General features: G+C 42.7%; 19 protein-coding genes. 10 read left to right on the top strand and 9 right to left on the bottom strand.

Features of this window, described 5'->3' with window-relative positions; all coding sequences use genetic code 11:
* The first annotated feature begins 5 nt into the window (after positions 1-5).
* From OCV44_RS05915 to OCV44_RS05905, 3 genes are read left to right on the top strand one after another with little or no spacing between them, the layout of a single operon-like run.
* Positions 6-1706, top strand: a complete 1701-nt coding sequence (locus tag OCV44_RS05915) for an ABC transporter permease (protein ID WP_139684664.1) — start codon at positions 6-8, stop codon at positions 1704-1706.
* Positions 1672-2322, top strand: a complete 651-nt coding sequence (locus OCV44_RS05910) for an ATP-binding cassette domain-containing protein (protein WP_139684665.1) — start codon at positions 1672-1674, stop codon at positions 2320-2322. Before OCV44_RS05915 ends, OCV44_RS05910 begins: the two co-directional genes overlap by 35 nt.
* Positions 2312-2929 (top strand): CDP-alcohol phosphatidyltransferase family protein, encoded by a 618-nt coding sequence (locus OCV44_RS05905; protein ID WP_139684666.1) that lies wholly within the window; start codon positions 2312-2314, stop codon positions 2927-2929. The genes OCV44_RS05910 and OCV44_RS05905 overlap by 11 nt, the downstream gene beginning before the upstream one ends.
* A gap of 141 nt (positions 2930-3070) precedes the next feature.
* Here OCV44_RS05905 and OCV44_RS05900 read toward each other — a convergent pair whose 3' ends face one another.
* The 6 genes from OCV44_RS05900 to OCV44_RS05875 form a co-directional block, all read right to left on the bottom strand.
* On the bottom strand, positions 3071-3625 hold the full coding sequence (locus OCV44_RS05900) for a TetR/AcrR family transcriptional regulator (RefSeq protein ID WP_246091725.1): 555 nt from the start codon (positions 3623-3625) through the stop codon (positions 3071-3073).
* A 346-nt stretch (positions 3626-3971) separates the two neighbouring features.
* A complete protein-coding gene (locus OCV44_RS05895; protein WP_139684667.1) occupies positions 3972-4367 on the bottom strand; it encodes a phosphate ABC transporter substrate-binding protein in 396 nt (131 codons plus the stop codon).
* Between the two features lie 11 nt (positions 4368-4378).
* Positions 4379-5629: a hypothetical protein gene (locus OCV44_RS05890; protein WP_139684668.1), complete on the bottom strand. Its 1251-nt coding sequence runs from the start codon at positions 5627-5629 to the stop codon at positions 4379-4381.
* Positions 5630-5641: 12 nt separating this feature from the next.
* The gene (locus OCV44_RS05885; RefSeq protein ID WP_139684669.1) at positions 5642-7261 is read right to left on the bottom strand and encodes a methyl-accepting chemotaxis protein; all 1620 of its coding nucleotides are present in this window, start codon (positions 7259-7261) and stop codon (positions 5642-5644) included.
* 112 nt (positions 7262-7373) lie between these two features.
* Positions 7374-8570: an EAL domain-containing response regulator gene (locus OCV44_RS05880; protein ID WP_139684670.1), complete on the bottom strand. Its 1197-nt coding sequence runs from the start codon at positions 8568-8570 to the stop codon at positions 7374-7376.
* Entirely contained in the window at positions 8567-12859 is a 4293-nt protein-coding gene (locus OCV44_RS05875; RefSeq protein ID WP_139684671.1) for an ATP-binding protein, read from the bottom strand. The genes OCV44_RS05880 and OCV44_RS05875 overlap by 4 nt, the downstream gene beginning before the upstream one ends.
* Positions 12860-13371: 512 nt before the next feature.
* On the opposite strand from OCV44_RS05875, the gene OCV44_RS05870 reads away from it, so the two are divergent.
* Positions 13372-14739 (top strand): hypothetical protein, encoded by a 1368-nt coding sequence (locus OCV44_RS05870; RefSeq protein ID WP_139684673.1) that lies wholly within the window; start codon positions 13372-13374, stop codon positions 14737-14739.
* 226 nt (positions 14740-14965) lie between these two features.
* Here the strand turns inward: OCV44_RS05870 and OCV44_RS05865 are convergent, their stop codons facing one another.
* Positions 14966-15739 (bottom strand): ABC transporter substrate-binding protein, encoded by a 774-nt coding sequence (locus OCV44_RS05865; RefSeq protein ID WP_139684674.1) that lies wholly within the window; start codon positions 15737-15739, stop codon positions 14966-14968.
* 10 nt (positions 15740-15749) lie between these two features.
* Positions 15750-16892, bottom strand: coding sequence for a histidinol-phosphate transaminase (gene hisC / locus OCV44_RS05860; protein ID WP_139684675.1), 1143 nt, complete (start codon positions 16890-16892; stop codon positions 15750-15752).
* Positions 16893-17073: 181 nt separating this feature from the next.
* Here hisC and OCV44_RS05855 point away from each other — a divergent pair, with 181 nt between their 5' ends.
* From OCV44_RS05855 to gspS2, 6 genes are all read left to right on the top strand, one after another.
* The gene (locus tag OCV44_RS05855; RefSeq protein WP_139684676.1) at positions 17074-17961 is read left to right on the top strand and encodes a LysR substrate-binding domain-containing protein; all 888 of its coding nucleotides are present in this window, start codon (positions 17074-17076) and stop codon (positions 17959-17961) included.
* Between the two features lie 270 nt (positions 17962-18231).
* Entirely contained in the window at positions 18232-18480 is a 249-nt protein-coding gene (locus OCV44_RS05850; protein ID WP_004736516.1) for a hypothetical protein, read from the top strand.
* Between the two features lie 177 nt (positions 18481-18657).
* Positions 18658-19260, top strand: coding sequence for a septation protein A (locus OCV44_RS05845; RefSeq protein ID WP_139684677.1), 603 nt, complete (start codon positions 18658-18660; stop codon positions 19258-19260).
* 188 nt (positions 19261-19448) lie between these two features.
* Positions 19449-19847: an acyl-CoA thioester hydrolase YciA gene (yciA, locus tag OCV44_RS05840; RefSeq protein WP_086049158.1), complete on the top strand. Its 399-nt coding sequence runs from the start codon at positions 19449-19451 to the stop codon at positions 19845-19847.
* A gap of 460 nt (positions 19848-20307) precedes the next feature.
* On the top strand, positions 20308-20604 hold the full coding sequence (locus tag OCV44_RS05835; RefSeq protein WP_004741234.1) for a YciI family protein: 297 nt from the start codon (positions 20308-20310) through the stop codon (positions 20602-20604).
* A gap of 1 nt (position 20605) precedes the next feature.
* A complete protein-coding gene (gene gspS2 / locus OCV44_RS05830) occupies positions 20606-21001 on the top strand; it encodes a GspS/AspS pilotin family protein (protein WP_086049157.1) in 396 nt (131 codons plus the stop codon).
* A gap of 122 nt (positions 21002-21123) precedes the next feature.
* Here the strand turns inward: gspS2 and metE are convergent, their stop codons facing one another.
* The gene (metE, locus tag OCV44_RS05825; RefSeq protein ID WP_139684678.1) at positions 21124-23472 is read right to left on the bottom strand and encodes a 5-methyltetrahydropteroyltriglutamate--homocysteine S-methyltransferase; all 2349 of its coding nucleotides are present in this window, start codon (positions 23470-23472) and stop codon (positions 21124-21126) included.
* Positions 23473-23633 lie beyond the last annotated feature (161 nt).

Genomic DNA, 23633 nt, shown 5'->3' with positions numbered 1-23633 from the left:
GCTTCATGCTACGCGCTCTATATTTTGTTGTTATAGCAGTATGTATTATCCCAACCATTCCTGGGGTAGCGGGAGTAGTGGCTTCGTCACTAAGTTTCATCCCGCCCCTAGGGTTAGAGGAGCCGACACTCAAGGGTTTTAGCCAAGTCTTTCAATGGGAAGGTGCTTGGCACTCTATTAGCTTAAGTTTAGGTTCAGCAATTGCCAGTAGTTATATCGCCTGCTTCCTGACCTTTTGCATTCTTCAAGCCTCTTGGGGAAACAAGTTTTGGAGAAAGATTGAGTTAACGCTATCGCCAATGCTTGCTATTCCGCATGTGGCTTTCGCTATCGGCTTTGCTTTTCTGTTTAGCCCCACAGGGCTTGGTGCAAGAGCCGTACATCACTTGCTCGGTGAATCAGCTACGAGTTCTGAATTGGCTTTGTTGGTAAAAGACCCATACGCTTTCGGGCTCATCATCATGTTAGCGCTCAAAGAAGTCCCTTTCTTGTTGCTGATGAGCATATCGATACTTCAGCAGATTGATGTAGAACGTATCACTAAGGTCAGTGCCTCTCTGGGTTATAGCCGTGCTCAGATCTGGTGGAAATGTATTTTTCCACAATGGTTTACTAAGCTTCGCTTCCCTATGTTGGCGGTGCTTGCTTACAGCGTGTCGGTTGTCGATATTGCTCTGATCATTGGCCCAACCAACCCGCCTACCTTTGCCGTTTTGGTATGGCAATGGTTTAACGACCCAGACCTTAATTTATTGCCACGAGCTGCCGCTGGCGCCATCGTTTTATTCGGTTTAGCTTCGTTGATCATCGCTATAGCGCGTTTAATCGAATGGGCAATTCTCAAGTACTTTAGAACTTGGCAATATTCAGGAAGAACAGGTCTTAACCTCCCTGGGAAAACGGTATTCACAGTTCTTGCAGCTTTGTCACTTATGATCATCCCACTGATGATTATTTGGAGCTTTGCACAGCGTTGGCGTTTCCCTGATTTACTGCCTAGTCGCTACAGCATGCGCTTTTGGGACTTCGAGTGGGATGGCATCATGAGCACCGTTGGCCAAAGCTTATGGATTGGCCTTATTGCGGCATCTGTCGCGTTGTTGCTCGCGTTGGTTGCTCATGAATACCGAATCAAATACAAGTGGCAAGTCCCAGGCTTTATTATCGCTATCCCAATGTTGATCCCTCAACTCTCTGTGTTGTTTGGTATGCAGATCACCACCCTCTACATCGGCAGTAGTGCTTATGAGTTCTGGGTGATTTGGGCGCATGTTTTCTTTGCTTTCCCGTTTGTGTATCTGTCTTTGGACGGCCCGTGGAAAAGTTTCAACGATAAGTTGATTAAAGCCTCGTTGAGCTTGGGTAAATCGCCATTTCAGAGTTGGTACTCAATCAAACTGCCTATCTTGCTTCCTGCGATTGCCTTTGCTTGGGCAGTCGGGATCAGCGTGAGTTTGGCTCAGTACTTACCCACCTTGATGCTCGGCGCGGGCCGTATTAGCACAATCACCACAGAAGCCGTTGCCCTTACCAGTGGATTCGACCGCAGGGTGACTGCAATTTATGCTATCTGGCAGGCCTTATTGCCGCTGTTCTTTTTCTCTTTAGCGATATTGGTCAGCCGACTTCAACTCAGATATCGCCGTCTTACTTTTAAAGGTTTTCTAACGAATGAGTCTGCACCTCAACGACCTCGCCATCCATAAAAACGATGGTGTATCGCTGTTCTCAGCGCTAAATGTAACATTAGAATCAGGCCAAGTATTGGCTTTGATGGGGCCGAGCGGCTGCGGAAAATCGACGTTGTTAGACGCCGTAGCAGGTCACCTTAATGAAGAGTTTTCATATTCTGGCACCGTTTTTTTGAACGATATTCAGTTGGATGACCTTCCTTCACATCAACGTGAAGTCGGTATTCTGTTTCAAGATGACTTGCTGTTCCCTCACCTCAAGGTATGGGAGAACTTAGCGTTCTCTCTGCCTAATTCAGTTAAGGGTTCCGCTCGTCAACAACAAGCGATGAATGCACTTAAAGATATAGAGTTAACTCACTTAGCCGAGTCATTCCCTGATCAAATATCTGGTGGCCAACGAGCAAGAATAAGCTTAACTCGTATGCTGTTAGCAAAGCCTAAATTAGCTCTACTTGATGAACCGTTCAGTAAGCTAGATCAAGAACTCAGAGCACAATTTCGCGACTGGGTGTTTGAGCAATTGACCAGAGCCAATATACCTACGTTAATGGTGACGCACGACGAGGCTGACGTACCTCAAGGAGCGCAAGTACTGTCTTGGCCATGGAGAAGTAACAATGTTAGATAAGTACTCCATCAAGGTCATTAAGTGGCCATTAAATCAGTCAGCTAAGTTACTGAGCCAATTTGGTATCACAGCCAATCAAACCACGTTATTCGGATTTGTGGTTGGATGTTTGGCATTTCCAGCATTGGCATTTCAGCAATACGAATGGGCGTTGGGGTTTATTGTATTTAATAGGGTTTGCGACGGACTTGATGGGGCTTTGGCTCGAATCCAAGGCATTAGTGATGCGGGCGGTTTTCTTGATATCAGCCTAGATTTCCTATTCTACTCGCTGATCCCTTTTGGATTTGTCATTGCCAACCCAGAACACAACGCCATAGCCGGTGCATTTTTGATCTTCTCATTTATTGGTACAGGCAGCAGTTTCTTAGCGTTTGCAGTGATGGCCGGTAAGCGAGGCATTGAAAACCCTGTTTATAAACATAAGTCTCTCTACTACATGTCGGGGCTAACCGAAGGTACAGAAACCATTGCTTGTTTCATTGCTTTCTGTATTTGGCCTCAACACTTTGCTGTTATCGCCTACACCTTTGGCACCGCGTGTTGGCTAACTACGTTCATGCGAATTTACTTTGGATTCCAGACACTCAAGGATCAAACCAATTAGTATTAGTTTCTTGTATTTCTCATAAATAAAAACGCCGCTCAAATGAGCGGCGTTTTTTCGTGTCAGTTTTGAGGAATTAGGAGTTGAGACTTAAAAACCCAAAATGTAACTTACGAATAATTCATTTAATAAGCATTTTATTTAATAAGCAAAGCGAGTCTCTTCTTTAAATAAGCTAGCTATAACCTCTTGGTATTGCATAAGGTTAAATGTAGAGTTGTCATTGTTGTATTTTTGTTGCTTATTTGCTAAATATGGTTGAGACACTAACGACGTAACCAACATCTGGTAATAATGAAAGTTTGACTCGTTACAGCCATCAACTAAATAAAGAAGATTTTCAAGAGTCTTATTGTAGGTGTAACCAAACTTAGACTCTTTAAGGCGTTGAACATTTTCGTAATTGTATGAACTTCCGCCAAAAGTGAATAGTAAAAAGATGTTAGGCGAAGCTTCCCAAAACTCGATAAGTTCAGAAAGTAAGTGTTGTAGTTGTATTCCATCCACTCTCTGATACTTTGAGAACTGATCTTGAAAACGACTTGTATGCTCTTCGATGAGCTGATCAAACAATTGCTCTTTGTTATTAAAGTAATAAAGAATTAACGCGGGGCTTACACCCGCAGACTTAGCAATAGACCGAATTGAAACTTTACTATAAGGCTGAGAAATAAATAGCTTTTCTGCTGAGCTCAAGATTTTCGTTCTTTTGTCATTTAGCATCAGATTGTATCCTCACCTATTTGTTTATATTACCCGCGCATTCTATAACCCAAACAGATAATCTCAACATGCCCACTTTTATATCAAACAAACTAAATGCATAAAAATATAAAAAATTTGGATTTTTTAGAAAATAGAACAAAAAACAACCAGCAAGATTGCCTTGTAAAACAATGAGATAGGAAATTGACAAGAGAGTGTAAGCGGTAAGTAAGAGAGTTCGAGCAGTATGTAAGCCAATGTAAGAGTGGCGCTCTAGTAGAGCGCCACACGAAAAGCCTTTACTTTGCAGCTCAAGCTTTTATTTTATAGCTCAAGCTTAAAGCTTTAGAAGAACCTTAACTGAACTATCAACTAAAGAGTCATCGATATAAGCAATTTTGTTTGAAGAGCTAGCGACCATGTCTTTCGCTAAGCTTTCTTGACCTACAGCTTTAGGTGGTTGACCTTTACCTGTAAATACTCGCTTTGCCCAGTAAGCTTGAAGTTGTGCTTCTGTCTTCTTGGTAATTGTTTGGTGAAAAGTCCCCTTAAGTGGGTGACCGTCTTCCAAGTCTACCGCTTCAATTTGTAGAGACTTTGCTTTACCTAGGTACAGTTTTTTAACTGTTGAGGCATCAAGTTCATTCATTGACGGATTACCAACAACAACCAAACCTGCGAAAGCGTTCATGCTGCTAAGAAGAGCAGCGGCTACCAATGCTTTTTTAAACATAATTCTCTTCCTTAAAATACAGCGTCAACTTTAACTGTGTACAAGATGTTGTCTTCGTTCTTGTAAGATGCGTTAACACCACCATTAGTTGAACCGAAGTTAGTTAGGTAGCTAATATCACCTTTCAGCGCGATATTAGGCATGAAGTCCCAACGAGTACCAATGCTGTATGTTGTGCGTTGGATATTCATGTTGCTAGCGATAGCTGCTGCTGAGCCGAAAGCATATTTAGTAGCAGCACTTGGGGCTTTAACCATGTTTACGTATTGACGTTTAACCTGGTTGTTACGCTCAGCATCATCTGTCGATTCCATGTGCGCTACAGTTACGTAAGGCGTGAATTCATTCACACGGTACGCCGTTGTTAGGTAAGCAGAATCTACATCGTGATAAAAACCTTCAACCGTGGTGCGAGTCACTTCTGAAACTAGCGATAGGTTACCGTTGTCGTATCGACCACCAACACCGTAGAACTTCGCTTTCTCATCGTTAAACGTTGTGTTTAAAATAGGTGGTTTATTCTTAACATTCCAGTTTGTCGTTGAGCTAAACATCGCTTGAGCGTAAACCGCACGTAGCGTCCAAGTGTCGTCAGTCCAGTTGATCACACCACCAGCGATATCATCAAACTGAGTGTCTGCGTTGTAGCTATGCTTAGCCGCTGAAAGCTTTTGTGAACCTACGAAACCTTGGAACGATACCGTGCTGTCGTCTAGTTCCACATCGTAGATGAAATCACCACCAGTAAGAGAAGTCAGTACCACTGAGCCGTATACTTCGCTAGGTACGCGAACGCTAGTTTGAGCGTAACCCACTTCTAGGTAGTCAGAGTACATGAACAAAGGAAGACGTAGCTTACCGCCACGGACTGTCAAATTTGGTGTTACTTTATGGCTTAGAAATGCCCACTCAACATCCGGTGTCCAGTTCTCTTTCGCAGTGCCACGAGCGACCATTTGCACGACAGCTGAAGTAGAATCGTTAACTTCAAACTCACCCTGCAAACCAATTAGAGAACCTTCATCAAAGCGTACTTTGTTTTGTGACTTCATGAAACCGTGGCTATGGTTACCAAGTTGCATGTTCAAAGATGCAAAACCATTGAAGCTAAATTTATCAGCGACTGAATTTAGTTCTTTTGCTTCAAGAATAGCGACCTTGTTTTCAAGCTCAGCCAACTTTTGCTCATCTGTAGCGTGTGCAGCGAATGAAGTCGCAAGTGCTACCGCTAACGGTAATAAGCGAAAAGAGGAGTTAGTCATTGTTGTTCTCCGTTATACTTTAAATTGTGATGTTGATTTACTCAGCTCAGTAACGATGCCACTTAACTGGTGGCTTAGAGCTTCGAGTTGATCTGTCGACTGAGATACTTGATGAGAGCACTGTCTAAAATCATCCATATGGGTATGAATTTGTTTTGAAGCACGAGCTTGATGCTCAGTAGTGCTTGCAATTTGTTTATTGAGCTCGGTAATTTCTTCTACCTGCCCACTAATTTCTAATAAATAGTCGCCCGCGTTCTGCGCGTCTCCAACTGCCTGTGAGGAACTTGCTAAGCCTTGATCCATCGCACCAACGGCAGCGTTAGAACCCGACTTAAGATCAACCAACAAGGCATTAATTTCTGTTGCAGACTGTTGAGTATTGTTCGCTAACACGCGCACTTCATCGGAAACGACTGCAAAGCCTCGGCCATGTTCGCCAGCTCGCGCAGCTTCAATTGCGGCATTAAGTGCAAGCAAGTTTGTTTGCTCAGCGACGCTTTGTATTGTGTTTAGTATCGACCCAACATTACTTGCATTTTGATCAAGCTCTTTCAACTTACAGGCTGTATCGCGGATGTTTGTCGCCAGCTCTTCAATTTCTTTACTCGTTTTAAGAACGACTTGTGTTCCTGTTTGAGCACTAGAATTGGCTTTTTGAGCTTGAGAGTCTGCATGCGATGCAAAGTTAACAACTTGTTCTATAAGGTCGATGATATTATTAACCGCCTCGGTAACCTCTTCGATGTGATCACGTTGAGTGCTATTTAGAGCCAAGGTTTGATTCGACTCGCTACGAATCTTGTCGCTGACAACCTCGAGCTCGTGTCCAATGCTTAACGTACTCGCGATAATGCCTTGTAGCTTTTCAATGAATTGATTGAAACTCTCAACAAGCGTTGATATCTCATCCTTTCCTGCGTAGTCGATGCGTACCGTTAAGTCACCATCCCCTGTCGCAATCGCCTTCATCTTTTCTGTCACAAGCAATATTGAGCTAATAACCGACTTGAATATGGCGTAACCAACAGAAATAACAGAAATCAAAAAGAACACACCTAACCAAATAGATTGATTAGCAGCGTCATTAGCGGCTTTTTCAGAGTGTAAGATAGTCTCTACGACCTTCTGGCTCGCAGATGAACGTAACGTCTCACTTAACGCAACTAATGAATCATATTCAGTGCTAAGTTGGTTTGCTCTAGAAGTCAGATTTTCAAAAGAGTCATTGAGATTAATGAAATCTTCGCTCAGCGCGTACGCAGAGTCTGTGTACCTTGCTAGTTTCTGTGACAGCTTATTAAAGGTTGTCGCTTGCGAAGGCAACACATCAGCACCGCGACTCGCTTCAACTTGAAGTTCAGAAGAAATTTGACGCGCAAAATCGAGAGCTTGCTCATCTTCCATCACGACAGCAGCTTCGAACTGTTGCTTCACGTTAGGTAAAAGAGAATATATTTTCGTCGCATGCTCAAGTGCAGGGTAGTAACTTGACTCTAACTGCTTTAGGCGCTGACTATTATCATTATGAATAAAGACATTTATCGAGATAATGGCAGCTAGGCTAAGAGATATTATTGAGAGCAGTACAATAAACTGTACTTTGATGTTGATGTAGCGAGACAATAGCATAAGGTTTTTTCATTAGCGCTGGTTGTGGCTGATGTTAACGTTTGTTCATATTTAATAGCGAACACATTCACTAAACAAATTTACCGTTATGTTCAAAGCCCGCTTATTTAATTTATTTAATTAAGTTCAGCTCTTTAATTCTTCTGTCCCACTCATCTTTCCACTCTAAAAGCTTATCCGCAGGCATTGGGCGAGCAATAAAATACCCCTGAACCAATGTGTCGACATTACTAATTTCACGTATGTCCACCCAAAGTGAATGATCTTCAACCCCTTCAGCGACCGTACTCAGCTCTAGTAAGTGAGCTAAATAGAGAGTAGCGCGGACAATGGCATGGCTAGAACGACTGCTTTGCATATTCTTCACAAAGTCTATATCCAGTTTTAGCGCTGAAAATGGCAGGTCATCGAGTTGCTTAAGTGAAGAGTAACCCGTTCCAAAGTCGTCGATCGCGAGGGGAATCCCACGCATGCATATCCGAGTAGTAGACGCCAAAGCAAGAGCGACACTTTCAACCAAGTCAGATTCTGTTAATTCCAATTTTATCTGTTCAGCCCCAAGTTCACCTTGGTCAATCAAAGCGAAGATATAATCAACAATATCACCGTCAATAATATCTTTAGCTGTTAAGTTTATTGCAAATCTCCGCTCTCCGAGAAATGACTTCTCATTGATCGCTTGATTGATTAAATACTTCATCACCTCTCCCATTTTTCCTGACTCAAGTAACCGAGACAAAAAGAAAAATGGACTGAGCACACCATAGCGAGGGTGCTGCCATCGAATTAACGATTCACTTTCTCGCCATTCACCACTATGGATACACACTATCGGCTGGTAATGAAACATGAACTCTTGATTGCTTACCGCTTTTGTTATGTCTTCGTCCGTAATAACGATTTCGCTGTTAGGATTAGCCGTTGCTACTTCTTTTGTAGAGTTAAGGTTAATTAACTTTGACAAAGAATCTTTTGCTATTGGCTTTTCAAGAACACCAAGTAGATTCAAGTTAAACGCTTTACACATCTTTCTTGCGGCATCGAGTACTGTTTTGCTTTCCGCACTCGTGATGATGATATTGCCTTGAAAGTCTGACTCTGCAAGGCGTTTTAGGAGTTCGATGCCATCGATCATCGGCATATTCAGATCACATAAGATCAAATCGACAGAAGAGGCCTCGATAAACTCTAGAGCCTTACACCCACATTCAAAGGGCTGGACATTCTCCATGCCTAAACTCTTTAAAACCATCACCATTACATTCAATTGAAAAGGGTGGTCTTCTATCACTACAACATGTTGGCTCATGATAGCTCCTTAACTGGTTTGATTGATTCTGAACAATAAGCTTTTAATTGGTTCGTCAACTCTTCGAGTCTGTTGTAATGCGCTTGAATACCATCTAAGTCACTTAAGGAGACCAATTCCATTGTTTGCAATTGATTGGCAATGTCCTCTGTCCCTACCATTTTTGCCGCTCCCTTCATCTTATGGGCTACCTGTTTAATGGCCTCGAGCTCTCTCTGCTCACATGCCGCATGAAGCAAAGGCATGTCGGCTGAATGGCTTTTGATAAAGTCTGCGATGATCTGAGCGACGAGATCTTGGTCACCAAACAATTCGGTTAAATTGGCTAGATCAATCGGGGCTAAGTCCTGGTCATCCTTAGGTTCCGAAATGCCAGTACAAGGCTTATCGACAACTGATTGCACCTTGTCAAGATGCTTGATAATAGTGTCGCCGATCACCCTTAATTTGGTTGGTTTTGATAAGAAGTCATCCATACCAATCTCAAAACACTTATCGTTCTCACCTTGTACAGCGTTCGCGGTCAACGCAATGATCGGAAGCCGAGGTTGGTTTTGGCTCTGCTCTTTGGCTCGGATCTGCCTTGTTAACTCGTACCCATCCATTTCAGGCATGTGACAATCGGTAATCAGCAGTCCATAATCTTCATTATCTAAGGCAATTAATGCTTCCTTGCCGTTATCTACCATATCGGCATGAAAACCTAACTGCTCAATTTGTTGAAGAATGATCTGTTGATTGATCGGGTGATCCTCCGCAATTAGGATAAGCCTTTGATTTTGCTTGGCCGACTCGCGAGACTCAGTGCTCAGTTTGACGTTGCTATCATCTTTGACAACATCCTCCACAAACGCTGGACTGTTGTGCAAACAGTGCGTCAACTGTGAAGGCAGCAATGGGTTTGCAGATAAATTCCAACCCAATTTACATGGCGCAGGTGAAAGCATTCCTTGTTCACTGACACAAATAAACCGTACGTTTTCGGTGAACGAGTCAATACTCTGATCGAGTTCATGAGCAACAAACACGAAATCAGGCTCAATGGTGTCGATCCAATGTGCGAGCTCTTTAGTCGCATGAACATTCTTTGAGATAACCTTAATACCCCAAGACGTTAGGTAATTCTCTAACTCGCTTTGCTGCATGAAAGTTTTGGTTAGTAGTGCCACTTTTCCATTCATGCCCACTTTGTTATTTTCAGCTAACGTTTTAAGCGGCAGTGAAATAGAGAACGTTGAACCGATATTGATCTTACTCGTGACATTGAGGCTGCCACCCATTTGCTCAATAAGTTGTTTAGAGATAGTCAAACCAAGACCTGAACCACCATATTTCCTCGTGGTTCCTTCGTCAGCTTGAACAAAAGGTTGGAACAGATTTCGAATATGTTCTTCACTGATACCGATACCACTGTCAAACACTTCAAAACAAATTTGTTGCTGATCACCTTTTAGACTGATCAGCTTTGCCGTTAAACCAACGGTTCCATATTCAGTAAATTTAATGGCGTTACTCAACAAGTTATTTAAAACCTGTCCAATACGAATATCATCCATTAGCACCGAATCAATCAACTCTGGGTCTAACCAAAATTTAAACTGTAACCCTTTGGCATGAGCTTGCCTTGCCTGTAACTGAGTCACTCTAAGCGTCAATGTATCAAGGCTTGCAGGCTGATAATCTAGTGTCAACTTGCCTGCTTCAATTTTTGAGAAATCGAGAATGTCGTTAACAATATGCAGTAGGTTATTTGCAGATTGACTCAGCGTTGTATGGATTTTTTGAACTTCATAACCCACTTCATATTGCTCAGACAATTCCAACAAGCTAACAATCCCCCCCAGTGGAGTGCGGATTTCATGACTCATATTTGCCAAAAATCGAGACTTTGCCTCAGTGGCTGCGATAGCACTTTGTCTTGCTTGTGTTAACTCTTCTTGCTGCAATTTGAGTTCGGTAATATCAGTCAGTACCGAATCCCATTCATAATATTCACCCAAATCAGAAATCTTACTCTGCAAGTTGAGCCATCGATTCTGGTTATCAATATTCACACCGATATCGAGGCTCAGTTTCCCCTCTTTATTACCACTACGAACTTTCTTAATTAAGGTTCGACGATCTTGAGCATTAAGCGGTGAGAAAAAACTAATTGGAGAGCGGCGCAGTTGCGCAGGCGTAAGGCCTAAAAGCTCCTCTACCCCATTACTAATAAACACGAATTCAATGTCATGAAGACTTCGTTTAGGCTGAATATGCTGTATAACTGCGCCATGCAAATTGTTTGCAAGTTTCTGAACTCGGTCATCGGCACTTTTAGCAATTTTTTTCGCTTCGTAAAGCTCAGTAAGATCATCCAGAATGGTCACTGAACCTTCGATATTCCCATTAGAGATATACGGACATTTCCAATACGCGTAGTGTTTACTGCCTTGTGGCGAAGCGACTTCTTTTTCTAAGCGAGGTAAAACAACCCCGTGGTGGATCATTGTATCTTCATCGGAGTTATTAACGATGGTTCTTTCGATCAGCTCAAAACCAGTAAGCTGCTGCGCGGCACTGTTCAAGCTGATTATCTGGTTATCTAAGTTACGCACAACAATAGGAAACGGCATTGCGTCTAACAATGAACGCTCGAACTCCACTTGATATTTGAGGGCGGATTCAGCTCGCTTTCGATCTTCAACTTCACGTCTTAGTTTCCAGCTCCACGCCATCACAAGCATAATAAGAACCGATGCTACAGAGATTAAGATTGCAGCACCCAAGATAACATCTACCGTATCGACACCTGACTCATAAGACACATCTAACCAGTGCTTCTTAATCTGCTGATACTTGTGATGAGGTATGGCGAACAGTGCTTTATTGATAATATTGTTCAGCACTTCTTGGTCTGCTTCAACACTGTAAGCTACAGGTACATCGTTGTCTTTGGACAGTAAGCTGGTTACACGTAGATACCCAGAATACTGCCCTTGTAACAGAGGTGATGCTAAATAAAGCGAAAGCATCGCTGAATCTATCTCGCCTTTATCCACTGCATCTAATAAAAGTAAATCAGAGCCATAAGTCTTGATTGGACACGCCTCGCAATAACGCTTCACAAGCTGTATGCCGACACTGTCGTTGATGGTTCCAATAATAGAGCTCTTCGTTAATTCACCGAACACCGCCAATTTGCTCGTATCACTTTTGCCAATCAGAGCCCACGGCTCAACCATGTAAGGTTTAGAATAGAGGTGATGCTCGTCGTCACCAGCTGAAGGCGTCGCCTTAGTATGAATGACTGGTAGAGAGACAGGGTGAGCTTGGTTGCCCTGTAAATCGAGGTCGTTTTCGTAAATAAAGTTTAACCCCGTAAGTCGGGATATTTCGTTCAGTATGTCAATTGAAATACCATCAGGCTGGTCTTTAGTGTTCACGAAGGAAATAGGTTTAGAATCGACCGTGGGTGATACATATATGTTCGGATTGAGAAGGAGGAACTGCTGTTCTTTTTCAGTTAATAGCAGCTTATTTTTACTCACAACTAAAAGCAGACGTCTTTGTATTTCATTCAGCCACTTCTTGCGGATATTAACCAGTTTGTTTGAGTTATCTTGGCTTATAGCTGTGTTGATACTACCTAATAACTTCCTATTTTTAGGCGTATCCAACAAGGCAATAACATAATTATTTAACGGTAAACCGTCATGCAAGTTAACGGACAAAAATAATTCATACGGACTATTCATTAGCTTGCTGTGTAGCAATACCCCATCGTCAACAATAGCTAGCGCTTTCTCTCTAGCAACATCAGCAATTGCACTTTGATAAGATGAATATGACTCAAAAGAAGAGAATGGCAGGAGTGATTTTACAGAGGTAGCGTTACTTGAGTCCTCAAAATAAGCGAGATCTCGCCCCTTCATTAATAAGTGACTTTCAATAGGCTCACTACTTAGGCTAACCATTCGACTCGATAAGATAGGTTTGGAATAAATAACACCGCTACTAGCAACATTTTGCTCTGCCGTAATGATGGCATCAACTTGCTCAGTATTAAGTACGTTGTTTAGATCAGACGGCGAATGAAAACCGACAAACTCCAAGTCATTCAGTTCATCTTTTGCATAGAAATTGGTTAATTCAGGTAACAGTCCCGAAACCTCCCCGCCCTGCACAACTACATACGGAGAAAAGTCTGAGGTTTGAACTCCGATTGTAATAGAGCCGCTGGCCTTAGCGTAAAGGGATACGGTAAAAGCAACAATAAGGAGAGAAAGTAGATTAAAAGCGCGGAACATGAATAACCTAGAGTTTTATTAATTAATGCACCTTATATCTTATTCACAGTCTCGACTCACCAATTTGCACTGAACAATATTGAATTTCTGTTTAACGCAATCGGTTGCCCCATTTCGGCAGTATGAATTATAAAATGAATTGTAAGCAGTTGATACAAAGCTTAATAACCCAATCAGCTACTAGGTTGGTCTCCCCGATGTTATATGAGGTTCCATAACAATGATTAAATTTCTACATATCAGCGCAATTATATTACCCATAGCATTAATCGGTTGTGGAGGGGATAGTTCTAATAAATCAACAACCACTTCAAAGCCTAAGACCCAACAAGTGACTGCGACTAAATCTACTCTAGATCAAAAACTGGGCAAGGTTGATTTGCAATCCAAAAAGCTTAGCTCTGAGGGCGTTGACACGATTATGAACTTGCCTGTCGGAAAGACGAGCCTATCTATTTCTACACCGACTAAATTCAGTCAAGTTAAACAATAGATCTTGAAGGATTAGTATTATGAAAAAAACAGTTTTAGCTTCAACCATTTGTATAAGCCTATTCTCTTCATCTATCGTTAACGCCCACTACAATGGTGCACATGAAGTCGGCAAGAACATGCGTGATAGCGTAGATGAGATGATTACAACTAAGCTTAAAGCCTCATTTTTTGACTCTGCTGCACTGTATATGGACGCAACAAATGTTAAGCAATTAAAAACATCCCCAACTGCGTTGCTGACTTCTTTGACTACGGGCTCCCAGAACACTCAACTGCCACTGGAAACAAGACAAGAGTTGATCGACGCATCTCAAGAAGTCGGCTTTGTCGTTGACTACTTGAAGAAAAATCCTAAGACGCAAGGTGTCGATAAAGAGGTGATGGATTTTTGTATTGCCGAAAACATAGAAGCAAAAAATTGGCCGGGTATTGATTACGTTATCGATCAATACGGCTCAACGAACGGTATTTCCACATTACCGGTCTCTATTATCTATTTTGCTCAGAAAGGGGTATGCCAAGACCCAAGTGACTGGGCAACAAAATTAACTAAAGACACAACAAAAACTGAGTTTGAATCTTCTATCCCTTCCGAAATTATTGCTTACAGCTCTAGCGTAGGTAATAGTGGTGGCGAGTTAGTCTACATTCTTGAAAACAGTTATAACTTTACTGATGAACCTGAAGAACAATATGAGTCTTTTACTTTCTATCAAACATCAAGTGACGACACTCCAGGGACAGGCCTGTTTAGACGTGCTCAAGTTAAAAAAGATTCCTCAGATCCTGCGCAAGCGTATTCAAAATTTGTCAACGTAGTATGTCAGGACTGCAATAGTGATAACGAGAAATTTAAAGTTGAGAGCAAATTAGAGTTAGGTCACGGCGCAATTTCAGTCGCTTCAAGTGCGGTGGAATCCGGTGGTAAGTTAATCCCTGGCTTTGTGAGCGAAGATTCAAAAGAAGCCGAGTTTTTTGTTCAAGTAAACTACCAAGCAAAGACTCCCGATACAGTTTCATCTTTGTATATTGATGCTTTCAAATTCGAAGACTCGTTGATCCATGGTCGTTATTATCATGATGGGATTAAAGGAATTAAATTCAGCGCAGACCAACTAAAAGCAACAAACCTAGTTGGCGAATTTTCTCTTTCAAAATCACTGTATCAAAATAACGTCTATTCATCTCTGGAAGTTAAAGCAACTTTAACCAATGATTCCTACGCAATACACAAACAAGGTGACAACTCAGAAGTTATTGCCCCTATCACAGTAACAGATGCAGAAGACATTCAACTGTTAGATGAAATATCTAAGGTTACTGCAGAAGCTATCAATTACGACAATAGCGATGTGACTCTTTCTGATTGGAATAAAATATACTAATCCAGTCATCGAATACGATTAATCGCAAGACACTGCCTTAAAGTCCTGCCCCAAGCCACTCATTAGAGTGGCTTTTTTTGTACGTCTGTAACTGCGCACTTAAATACCCAATCACCCATACGCGTATAGACCCAAGCACCTAAGGAATAGTCCTGTGGAGCTAATAAAAATCCGAGAGCCTCACAGCCCTCGGATTTCTCAGTGTTCGATTTTGACTCTAAGTCGACTACAAATCGCTGCCATAGATATCAAAAGTGAAGTACTTAGAGGCAATCTTGTCGTAGGTACCGTTTGCTCTGATCTCTTCAATCGCAGCATTGAATTTTTTCGCCAGCTTTGAATCCTGCTTTCTTAGTGCTAAAGCCGTACCCTCACCAATGTAGGTTTTGTCTGTTACCGCTTTACCTTTAAATTCAAAGCCCTCTCCTTCTTTCTTGTCTAAGAAAGCGAGTGACAATTGATCCGAGTTGCCAAACGTTAAATCTAAACGACCATTCTGCATATCAAGGTAGACTTCGTCTTGTCCTGTGTAACGCTTGATGTCTACGATATCGCCAAACTTATCAGTGACGTAACGGTCGTGAATCGTGCCTTGCTGAACACCAATGGTTTTGCCTGCTAAGCCTTTTTCATCAACGCTGAACTTCGCGCTTTTGGCAGCAACAAACACAGCTGGGGTTTGGTAGTACTTATCAGTAAACAAAATCTTGCGCTTACGCTCTTCGGTGATACGCATTGACGCCATGATCACATCTGACTTTCTCGCCAATAGACTTGGAATCAACGAATCCCAGCTTTGTGATACCCAAGTACAATCCAACTTCGCTTGCTCACACAAGGCGTCTGCTATCTCAATATCAAATCCAACCGGTTTACCTTCGCTGTTTTTGTAGTTGAATGGCGGATAGGTAAAGTCTGACGCTAGACGGATTTCTTTCGCCTGTACTGTGGTACCAAGTAAAGCAGCTGCACAAGCGAGTCCTAGTATTATCTTTTTCATCATTGCCATCCTAGATATGATTTTTATCGAGTTGAGATTGAGTTTCTTTATGTTGAGATTGTTGAATTTGTTTGTCTTGTTGATTCTTTTCTAATTCGGTTTGGTAGCGTGAAAGTGACGCTATCACTTCCGCCATACTCTCTTGGCTACCAATACTGATGCGCACGCAATTACGCAAAGCAGGCTCATGGCTCTGATTTCTGGTCACAATGCCATCTTTCGTCAATACGCTAAACAGTTCATGCCCCGATTTTTGACGCAGCAAAATAAAGTTGGTCGATGACGGATAAACATGTTCAATGAAGTCGAACTGGGTTAACGAAGCTGCAAACTGATTACGAATCTCCACCAGTTTAGCGGTCGCCTGTTTCATCACCGCAATACGCTCATCAGATAACGCTTCTAACACAATCTGAGAAGAACAATCTGGCATTGGGTATGGAGGAATCAACTTAGATACGTATTGCATCACGTTGGGGCTAGCCAAGATAAAGCCACAGCGTACAGCCGCTAGTCCAAACGCTTTAGATAAAGTACGAATCACGACTAGATGCGGATAACGCTCAATAAGGTTCACAGCCGATGTTTGAGGTTCAAATTCAATATACGCTTCATCGACCACGACTAGCGATTTACCCACCGTTCCTTCCAGTACCTCAATGAGCTCAGCTTTTGGAATCACGTTGCCCGTAGGGTTGTTTGGTGAGCAAAGAAACACGATATTAGCCAATTCCGCTTTATTCACTATATCAGCGACGTTAAGGCTGAAGTCTTCCTGCAATTGGGAGTCCAAGGTATTTATCGCCAATGCATCGGCGCAAAACTCATACATAGCATACGTTGGAGAACAGATAAGTATGTTGTCGCTCGCCGGCTTACAGAATGTTCTAATCAGCAAATCAATCGCTTCATCTGCACCACGGACAGCAACCGTCGCGGCATCAGTGCCACAGTAACCTTGGTAAGCCTTAGCAATATCTTGTGGTAAGAAGTCTGGGTATCGATTGTGACTCGCTTCTCCTTGAAACAACGAGCTTTCCAATTCATTGGCGTTTAGCCAGACACGTCCATCACCACCAATTCTTCTTGCCGATTGATAAGGTATTAATTTTTTTACAGCCTGAGGTACTAAGCTATCAATAAAAGATGTCAAGAAGCTATCCCTTTCACAAAATCATAATGCATTCACCATTGCGTTCATATTCAAAAAATACAGCATATAAACATATTAAATCACAAATGATGACTAAGTATTTACATTCAAACAGAACACTGTTGGTAAATGAATCGAAATAATCGCATAATAGCCATGATAAAAAATCATGGGTATAGATATGAATCGCACACTTCCTTCAACCAAAACCTTGCTCGCGTTCTTGTCGACGGCGAGGCATCTCAACTTTACACGAGCGGCACATGAGCTCAATGTTACGCAAGGCGCAGTGAGTCGTCAGGTATTGTCGTTTGAAGAAAACCTTGGTTGTGATCTCTTCTATCGCCATGCTCGTGGTTTGTCATTAACGCCTAAAGGCGAAGAACTGGTTCCTCTGATACAAGGAACGATTAATCAACTGCAATCGGCTCTCAATCAAGTCGCAAGTTCTCCCTCTAAGATCAAACTCAACGCGCCCAGCTGTATTACCTCTTGGCTGCTACCCAAGTTGATGTCTTTTCAGCAAGCCTACCCTGAAATTGATGTCGAGCTCACATCGACCATTAAGCACGTTTTTGAACCTAGCTTTGACCCGTTTGACGCCGTAATTACCTATGGTAAGAAGCCAAACCAGCAATCGATTATCAGCCAATTATTGTTTAACGAGCAGCTAGCGCCCGTTTGCCAAGCGCAAAGCATTATGCAGAGTCATCTTGTCAAAGAGGCGTCGAGCATCATCAAGCCACACAAGCTTGCTCGATACACTTGGTTGCACGCCAACAATGAACAAAGTGACTGGCGACTTTGGTTAGAACACATCGGCAGCCATGATCTTTCAAGTAAGAACAACCAGCAATTCGCCACGCTTGATCAGGCCATGAATGCGGCCATTCAAGGGTTTGGAATAGCGATCGGCGATATCACGCTGGCCAAGCAAGATATCGATTTGGGTAGATTGGTGAAAGTGAGTGAAGGTAGTGTCTTTTCTGGGAATGGATACTTCCTATTACAACCCAAGAACCGTCAGAATGCCTCGCTATCAACCTTAGTCGATTGGCTTATCGATTAACTGATTTCAAAATGAGAATCTCGTCATTCCTAAAATGATGCCGAAAATTCATTCTCAAAATAAAACTATTCTTCGATTGGTACGTATTGTTTTAGTGAAAATAGAACGGGCTGCCTTTTAACTAATTGAAAATACAATTGATTGTTTTTTTGAGTTAGAAGTTCTACTCCGAGGGAATAAATGGCATTCGAATTGCTTTGTCATAGATAACCCAACCAATATACAGCAAGTTGCACTAGTTTCACTGCAGCTTGTTACGGAGGATAGGCTATGACCTTACAAAGACATACGTATTACGGCTTGATTCACCATGGCATTAAAACTCTTTTAATGGACAGAATAGGCCACTTCACAGAGCGTGAATACCACGAGTATCTCGACCTAACGACCGGAAAATCAACTTGTTTCGCCATGAGCGAGCAAGAACTCGAGAACACTTTGGACAGTTTAAAGAGCGAAGGTTACCTTGAAGATATCAAGAAGCTAATACCTCGCTACCAAACCACATCAATGCGATAACGATCTTGAACTCGATTAAGCGCTTCAATTCTTTAATGGGTTAAATTCGATAAGCGGTCAGATTCGCCAAAACGGTTAGATGTAATTAATTAGCACCCAATTGTCTCGGGCTATTTAGCATCGAGACAGTTTTGGTTAGACTGTCTGCAACTCAACTAACTGGATAGTCAGTGTCTCATGAAGCAAATCCTTGATTTCATTCCTCTCATTATTTTCTTTGCGCTTTATAAGATGTACGACATCTATACCGCGACCGGTGCTTTGATCGTTGCCTCTGCGGTTCAAATTATTTTGACTTATTTCATCTACAAGAAAGTCGAAAAAATGCAGGTCATCACCTTTCTAATGGTTGCCGTATTTGGTGGCATGACCATCTTTTTGCATGATGACAACTTCATAAAATGGAAAGTAACCATCGTTTATGCATTGTTCGCGATCGGCCTGACTGTCAGTCACCTAATGGGCAAATCAGCGATTAAAGGCATGTTGGGTAAAGAGATCTCTCTTCCTGAAGCGGTATGGGGCAAGATCAACTGGGCATGGACTCTGTTCTTTATTCTATGTGCCATTCTCAACGTTTACGTTGCTTTCAGCCTACCGTTGGATGTGTGGGTTAACTTCAAAGTGTTTGGCCTTCTCATCGCAACCTTTGCATTTACCTTGCTAACGGGCGTTTATATCTATAAACATTTACCAAAAGACACGCTTCCGTCAAAAGATCAAGAAACACAAGACGATAAGCAACAAGAGCTCTCAGGTAAAAATACCGACGAGAAATAACTCTTAGGGATGAGTCCTCATCCCCTATTTGATACAATTATTATCAATATGCGATTGGCCAATGATACTCGAGATCATGGGCCACTGATTATTTGTGTTCGGTGGCGACATTAAAAATTCGACCGCCGCGAGTCTCGTAAACACATCTATTTTTATATAAAACAATCAATACCATTAAGAGTACGACAATGACTATTCAATCAACTTTGAACCCGATTGGTTCTTTACTTCTTCGCACTTTAGCGATGCCTTCTGATACCAATGCGGCAGGGCAAATATTCGGTGGTTGGATAATGTCTCAGCTTGACCTTGCTGGCGGCATACTGGCGAAAGAGATCTCTAACGGCAAGATAGTCACTGTTTCAGTATCGAGTATCGAGTTCAAACAGCCTGTTTCAGTGGGCGATGTGGTGTGTGTTTATGGTGACTGTACTAAGATTGGTCGTAGCTCGATGAATATCGATCTAGAAGTATGGGTTAAGCCTGTACTTGATCATGGTATCGGAGATCGTTACAAAGTTTGTGGCGCGACATTCAACTACGTTGCCGTTGATGAAAGTGGTAAGCCTCGCCAAATCAACAAATAGCACCTTTATTAAGCGTGTGGTATCGATGGTCTTTAGTTTGTATAAATGAAATTACTAGGGCGCGTTGATCTTTCGAGCTGATTTTTGCAGCGAGTTGCTGGGTATTTATACAAGGCAGAGGCGTCGATGTGTAGCTAGCCTACATGAGAAGCCGATAACGTAGTAGAAATGACCAGCAAACGCTGCCCGAAGGGTTCGGCTAAAAGCGTTTTACTCTTTGTTGAGGGAGATTTGCTTAGAATGACTAGGCGACTTCCCCCTCGCCGCGATTAAAACGCTTTTATCTCGAACAAAATTTAACCACGAAAGGTCAACACGCCCTAACGACCATACAATCCTCTCGCACCAATTCACAATTTCTTATCATTGGCTCTTCCAATACCGATTAGTTCGCGTAAATTAGCAAGATAGCGAATTAAAACGCCCTCAATTTAGTGAAGTAAAATAAGGATATCTCAACATGTGGTACGTGATTTTTTCTCAAGACGTCGAAAACTCATTAGAAAAACGCCTAAGTGTTCGCCCACAACATCTAGAACGCCTACAAACACTTCACGACGAAGGCCGACTGTTAACAGCAGGTCCAATGCCAGCCATTGATTCAGATAACCCTGGTGAAGCGGGGTTCACAGGTTCTACTGTAATTGCTGAGTTTAATTCTTTAGAAGATGCACAAGCATGGGCAGACGCAGACCCGTACATTGATGCTGGTGTCTACCAGAATGTGATTGTTAAACCATTCAAGAAAGTATTTTAACGTGAAAAAATGGATTATTGGGTCACTGGCTATTGCCCTACTCGCAGGCTGTAGCTCATCAAGTGAACAAGACAAACAAAGACAGTTAGAGATGATGGCTCACCATCGAGCCGGTGTACTTTCAGCTGGCTTGCCTATTGAGTATGGGCCTCTGTCCATCATGCGTGTGCTCGCAAAAAATACTGTCGTCGAAATCATGATGATCTACAACCAAGATGCCAAAGGTGCTAAGCCTTTAAACCAAGTTGTAGATATGAGTGTAAATAGCTACTGCACCAACTCTGAAGTAAGAGCTAACCTTGATATGGGCTTAGCTTACAACATCAAGATTCGCAATACGCGCGGGCAACTGATGGTTGAAAAGCTGATCAGCAAAGAGACGTGTCAGAGCAGCTAGATTCGAGATTCGAGATTCGAGATTCGAGATTCGAACAAGTATAAAACTAGAAGGCCTCGTAAATGCGAGGCCTTTTTTGTGGTTCATCGTGGATTGACCAATCAATCAAATCTTAGACTGAATTATGCCTCAGCTGATTCCCACTCTTTACGCAGTGTCTTCGTCGCCGAAACTAAATTAGTGAGTGCCGCTTCTGTCTCAGCCCAGTTACGCGTCTTCAACCCACAATCAGGGTTTGCCCACAAACGTTCTGCCGGAATTTTCTCTGCCGCTTTCTTGAGTAAATCAACTATCCACTCTTCTGAAGGGATGTTTGGCGAGTGAATGTCATAGACACCGGGGCCGATCGCATTCGGATAGTTAAAGTCTTCAAACGCTTTCAGTAGCTCCATGTTCGAGCGAGAAGTCTCAATGGTAATCACATCGGCATCTAGCGCCGCCACTGAATCAATGATCTCATTGAATTCGCTGTAACACATGTGAGTATGAATCTGAGTTTCCGGTTTAGCGCTCGCCGCTGAAATCTTAAAGGCATCCACTGCCCACTCTAAGTATTCTGCATGGTCACGTTTTTTCAGAGGTAAACCTTCGCGAATAGCAGGTTCATCGATTTGGATAATATTGATGCCAGCGTCTTGTAAATCAGATACCTCATCACGCAAAGCAAATGCCAGCTGGTTGGTGATCTCTTTACGCGAGATATCTTCACGCGGGAACGTCCAACACAGAATTGTCACAGGCCCAGTCAACATGCCTTTCATCTGCTTTGAAGTTAGAGATTGAGCATAAGTCGACCATTCTACTGTCATCGGTTTTTCACGCTCAATATCCGCAACCACAATCGCCGGTTTCACGCAACGAGAGCCATAGCTTTGTACCCAACCAAACTTAGTGGTTTGGAAGCCTGCTAGGTTTTCTGCAAAGTACTCCACCATGTCGTTACGCTCGGCTTCACCATGCACAAGTACATCCAAATCTAGCGCTTCTTGTCGTTTAACGGCATCTGCGATGTGGCCTTTCAATGCGGTTGTGTATTCCGCTTCATTCAGTTTACCAGTTCGGTAAGCACTACGCTGAAGACGAATCTCCCCTGTCTGTGGGAACGAACCAATGGTTGTCGTTGGTAACAGCGGTAACCCGAGAACTTCAGACTGATGCGCTGCGCGCTCTGCGTATGGAGCACTTCGCTCTGCCAGTGCTTTGGTAATGGTATTGAGTCGAGCCTGAACTTGCGGCTTGTTTACATGAGTCGCGCTCTTACGAGCAACAATAGGTTGGCTGTAAGTCTCACACGCTAAAATGGCATTTTGATCGCCGTCTAACGCCGCCCCCAACAAGCTCACCTCGGTCACTTTCTGTTTTGCGAAGGCAAACCAACTTTTCACTTCTTCGCTGAGCGTTTCTTCTAACTCCAAATCAACAGGGCTATGCAGCAATGAACATGAACTTGCGATCCAAAGCTTATCTCCTAGCTTGTCTTTCACAGGTTGCAGTAACTCAAGCTGCGCGGCTAAGTCAGCTCGCCACACATTGCGTCCATTGATTGCGCCTGCCGAAAGCACCCAGTCTTGTGGTAGCTTGTTCACCACTTCATTGAGTTGCTGCGGTGCTGCAGCCAAGTCGATGTGTAAACCGTTGACAGGCAGTTCTACGATTTTGTCTAACGTGTCTGTTACCGAATCAAAGTAAGTGGTAAGCAATAGTTTCACATCGCCTTGAATCACTTGATACGCCAGTTTGAATGCATCTGCCCATGTTTTTTCAAGTTCCAGAGAAAGGATAGGTTCATCGATTTGAACCCACTCAACACCCAACTTGGATAGCTTTGCCAGAATCGCTTGGTAAGCGGTAAGAAGGCGCGGAAGTAAAGATAAGCGGTCAAAGCCCTCTTCTACTTCTTTGCCTAAGTATAAGTAAGACAGAGGGCCTAATAGAACTGGCTTCACCTTATGCCCGGCTTTAATCGCTTCACTCACTTCGTCAAACAGCTGCGGCCAACTTACTTCGAATGAATCATCTTTACTGAATTCAGGCACAATGTAGTGGTAGTTAGTGTTGAACCACTTGGTCATATCAGACGCAGCTGTACTGTCTTTAGTGCCATCATTAGCAGTATGCGTACGACCGCAGCAAGTAGATTGAACTTGAGACTGGCCGCGACCGACACGGAATAAGGTATCTAAATCAGGAAAGGCTTTTTCATCTTCAGAGCCACCAGCATGGCGCTTGGGAACGTGGCCTAGAAGTAGAGTCGTAGTTAGTACATGGTCATACCATGCGAAGTCACCCGCAGTTGCAAAGCTTAGATTCGCCTCAGCTTGTACATTCCAGTTACGATTTCTTAGCTCGCTACCGAGCTGCTTAAGTTCTGATTGGTCAATCTCACCACGCCAGTATTTCTCTAGTGTAAATTTGAGTTCGCGTTTTTCACCGATACGTGGGTAGCCAAGAATATGCGTTGTTGTCGTCATGAGTCTGTTCCTTATTCGATAATTTTAATTTCCGGTCAGGCTACCTTTGGTGATTTTGCTCTCTCACAAAGGCGTCTGGATGGCTAAACTATCTACCCAATCTGTTCGATGAACAAGGTCCAAATATTCATCTTGTTTATTAATAATTTTCATCTTTAATA

Origin of the sequence: Vibrio tasmaniensis (genome assembly GCF_024347635.1) — a bacterium.
Taxonomy (GTDB): domain Bacteria; phylum Pseudomonadota; class Gammaproteobacteria; order Enterobacterales; family Vibrionaceae; genus Vibrio; species Vibrio tasmaniensis.
This window is presented reverse-complemented; position numbering and strand designations above follow the sequence as displayed.

Excerpts from the sequence above, each read along its gene's own strand:
- OCV44_RS05915 (WP_139684664.1), top strand. The coding sequence starts at position 6 with ATGCTACGCGCTCTATATTTTGTTGTTATAGCAGTATGTATTATCCCA.
- OCV44_RS05910 (WP_139684665.1), top strand. The coding sequence starts at position 1,672 with ATGAGTCTGCACCTCAACGACCTCGCCATCCATAAAAACGATGGTGTA.
- OCV44_RS05905 (WP_139684666.1), top strand. The coding sequence starts at position 2,312 with ATGTTAGATAAGTACTCCATCAAGGTCATTAAGTGGCCATTAAATCAG.
- OCV44_RS05895 (WP_139684667.1), bottom strand. The coding sequence starts at position 4,367 with ATGTTTAAAAAAGCATTGGTAGCCGCTGCTCTTCTTAGCAGCATGAAC.
- OCV44_RS05890 (WP_139684668.1), bottom strand. The coding sequence starts at position 5,629 with ATGACTAACTCCTCTTTTCGCTTATTACCGTTAGCGGTAGCACTTGCG.
- OCV44_RS05885 (WP_139684669.1), bottom strand. The coding sequence starts at position 7,261 with ATGCTATTGTCTCGCTACATCAACATCAAAGTACAGTTTATTGTACTG.
- OCV44_RS05880 (WP_139684670.1), bottom strand. The coding sequence starts at position 8,570 with ATGAGCCAACATGTTGTAGTGATAGAAGACCACCCTTTTCAATTGAAT.
- OCV44_RS05875 (WP_139684671.1), bottom strand. The coding sequence starts at position 12,859 with ATGTTCCGCGCTTTTAATCTACTTTCTCTCCTTATTGTTGCTTTTACC.
- OCV44_RS05870 (WP_139684673.1), top strand. The coding sequence starts at position 13,372 with ATGAAAAAAACAGTTTTAGCTTCAACCATTTGTATAAGCCTATTCTCT.
- OCV44_RS05865 (WP_139684674.1), bottom strand. The coding sequence starts at position 15,739 with ATGAAAAAGATAATACTAGGACTCGCTTGTGCAGCTGCTTTACTTGGT.
- OCV44_RS05855 (WP_139684676.1), top strand. The coding sequence starts at position 17,074 with ATGAATCGCACACTTCCTTCAACCAAAACCTTGCTCGCGTTCTTGTCG.
- OCV44_RS05850 (WP_004736516.1), top strand. The coding sequence starts at position 18,232 with ATGACCTTACAAAGACATACGTATTACGGCTTGATTCACCATGGCATT.
- OCV44_RS05845 (WP_139684677.1), top strand. The coding sequence starts at position 18,658 with ATGAAGCAAATCCTTGATTTCATTCCTCTCATTATTTTCTTTGCGCTT.
- yciA (WP_086049158.1), top strand. The coding sequence starts at position 19,449 with ATGACTATTCAATCAACTTTGAACCCGATTGGTTCTTTACTTCTTCGC.
- OCV44_RS05835 (WP_004741234.1), top strand. The coding sequence starts at position 20,308 with ATGTGGTACGTGATTTTTTCTCAAGACGTCGAAAACTCATTAGAAAAA.
- metE (WP_139684678.1), bottom strand. The coding sequence starts at position 23,472 with ATGACGACAACAACGCATATTCTTGGCTACCCACGTATCGGTGAAAAA.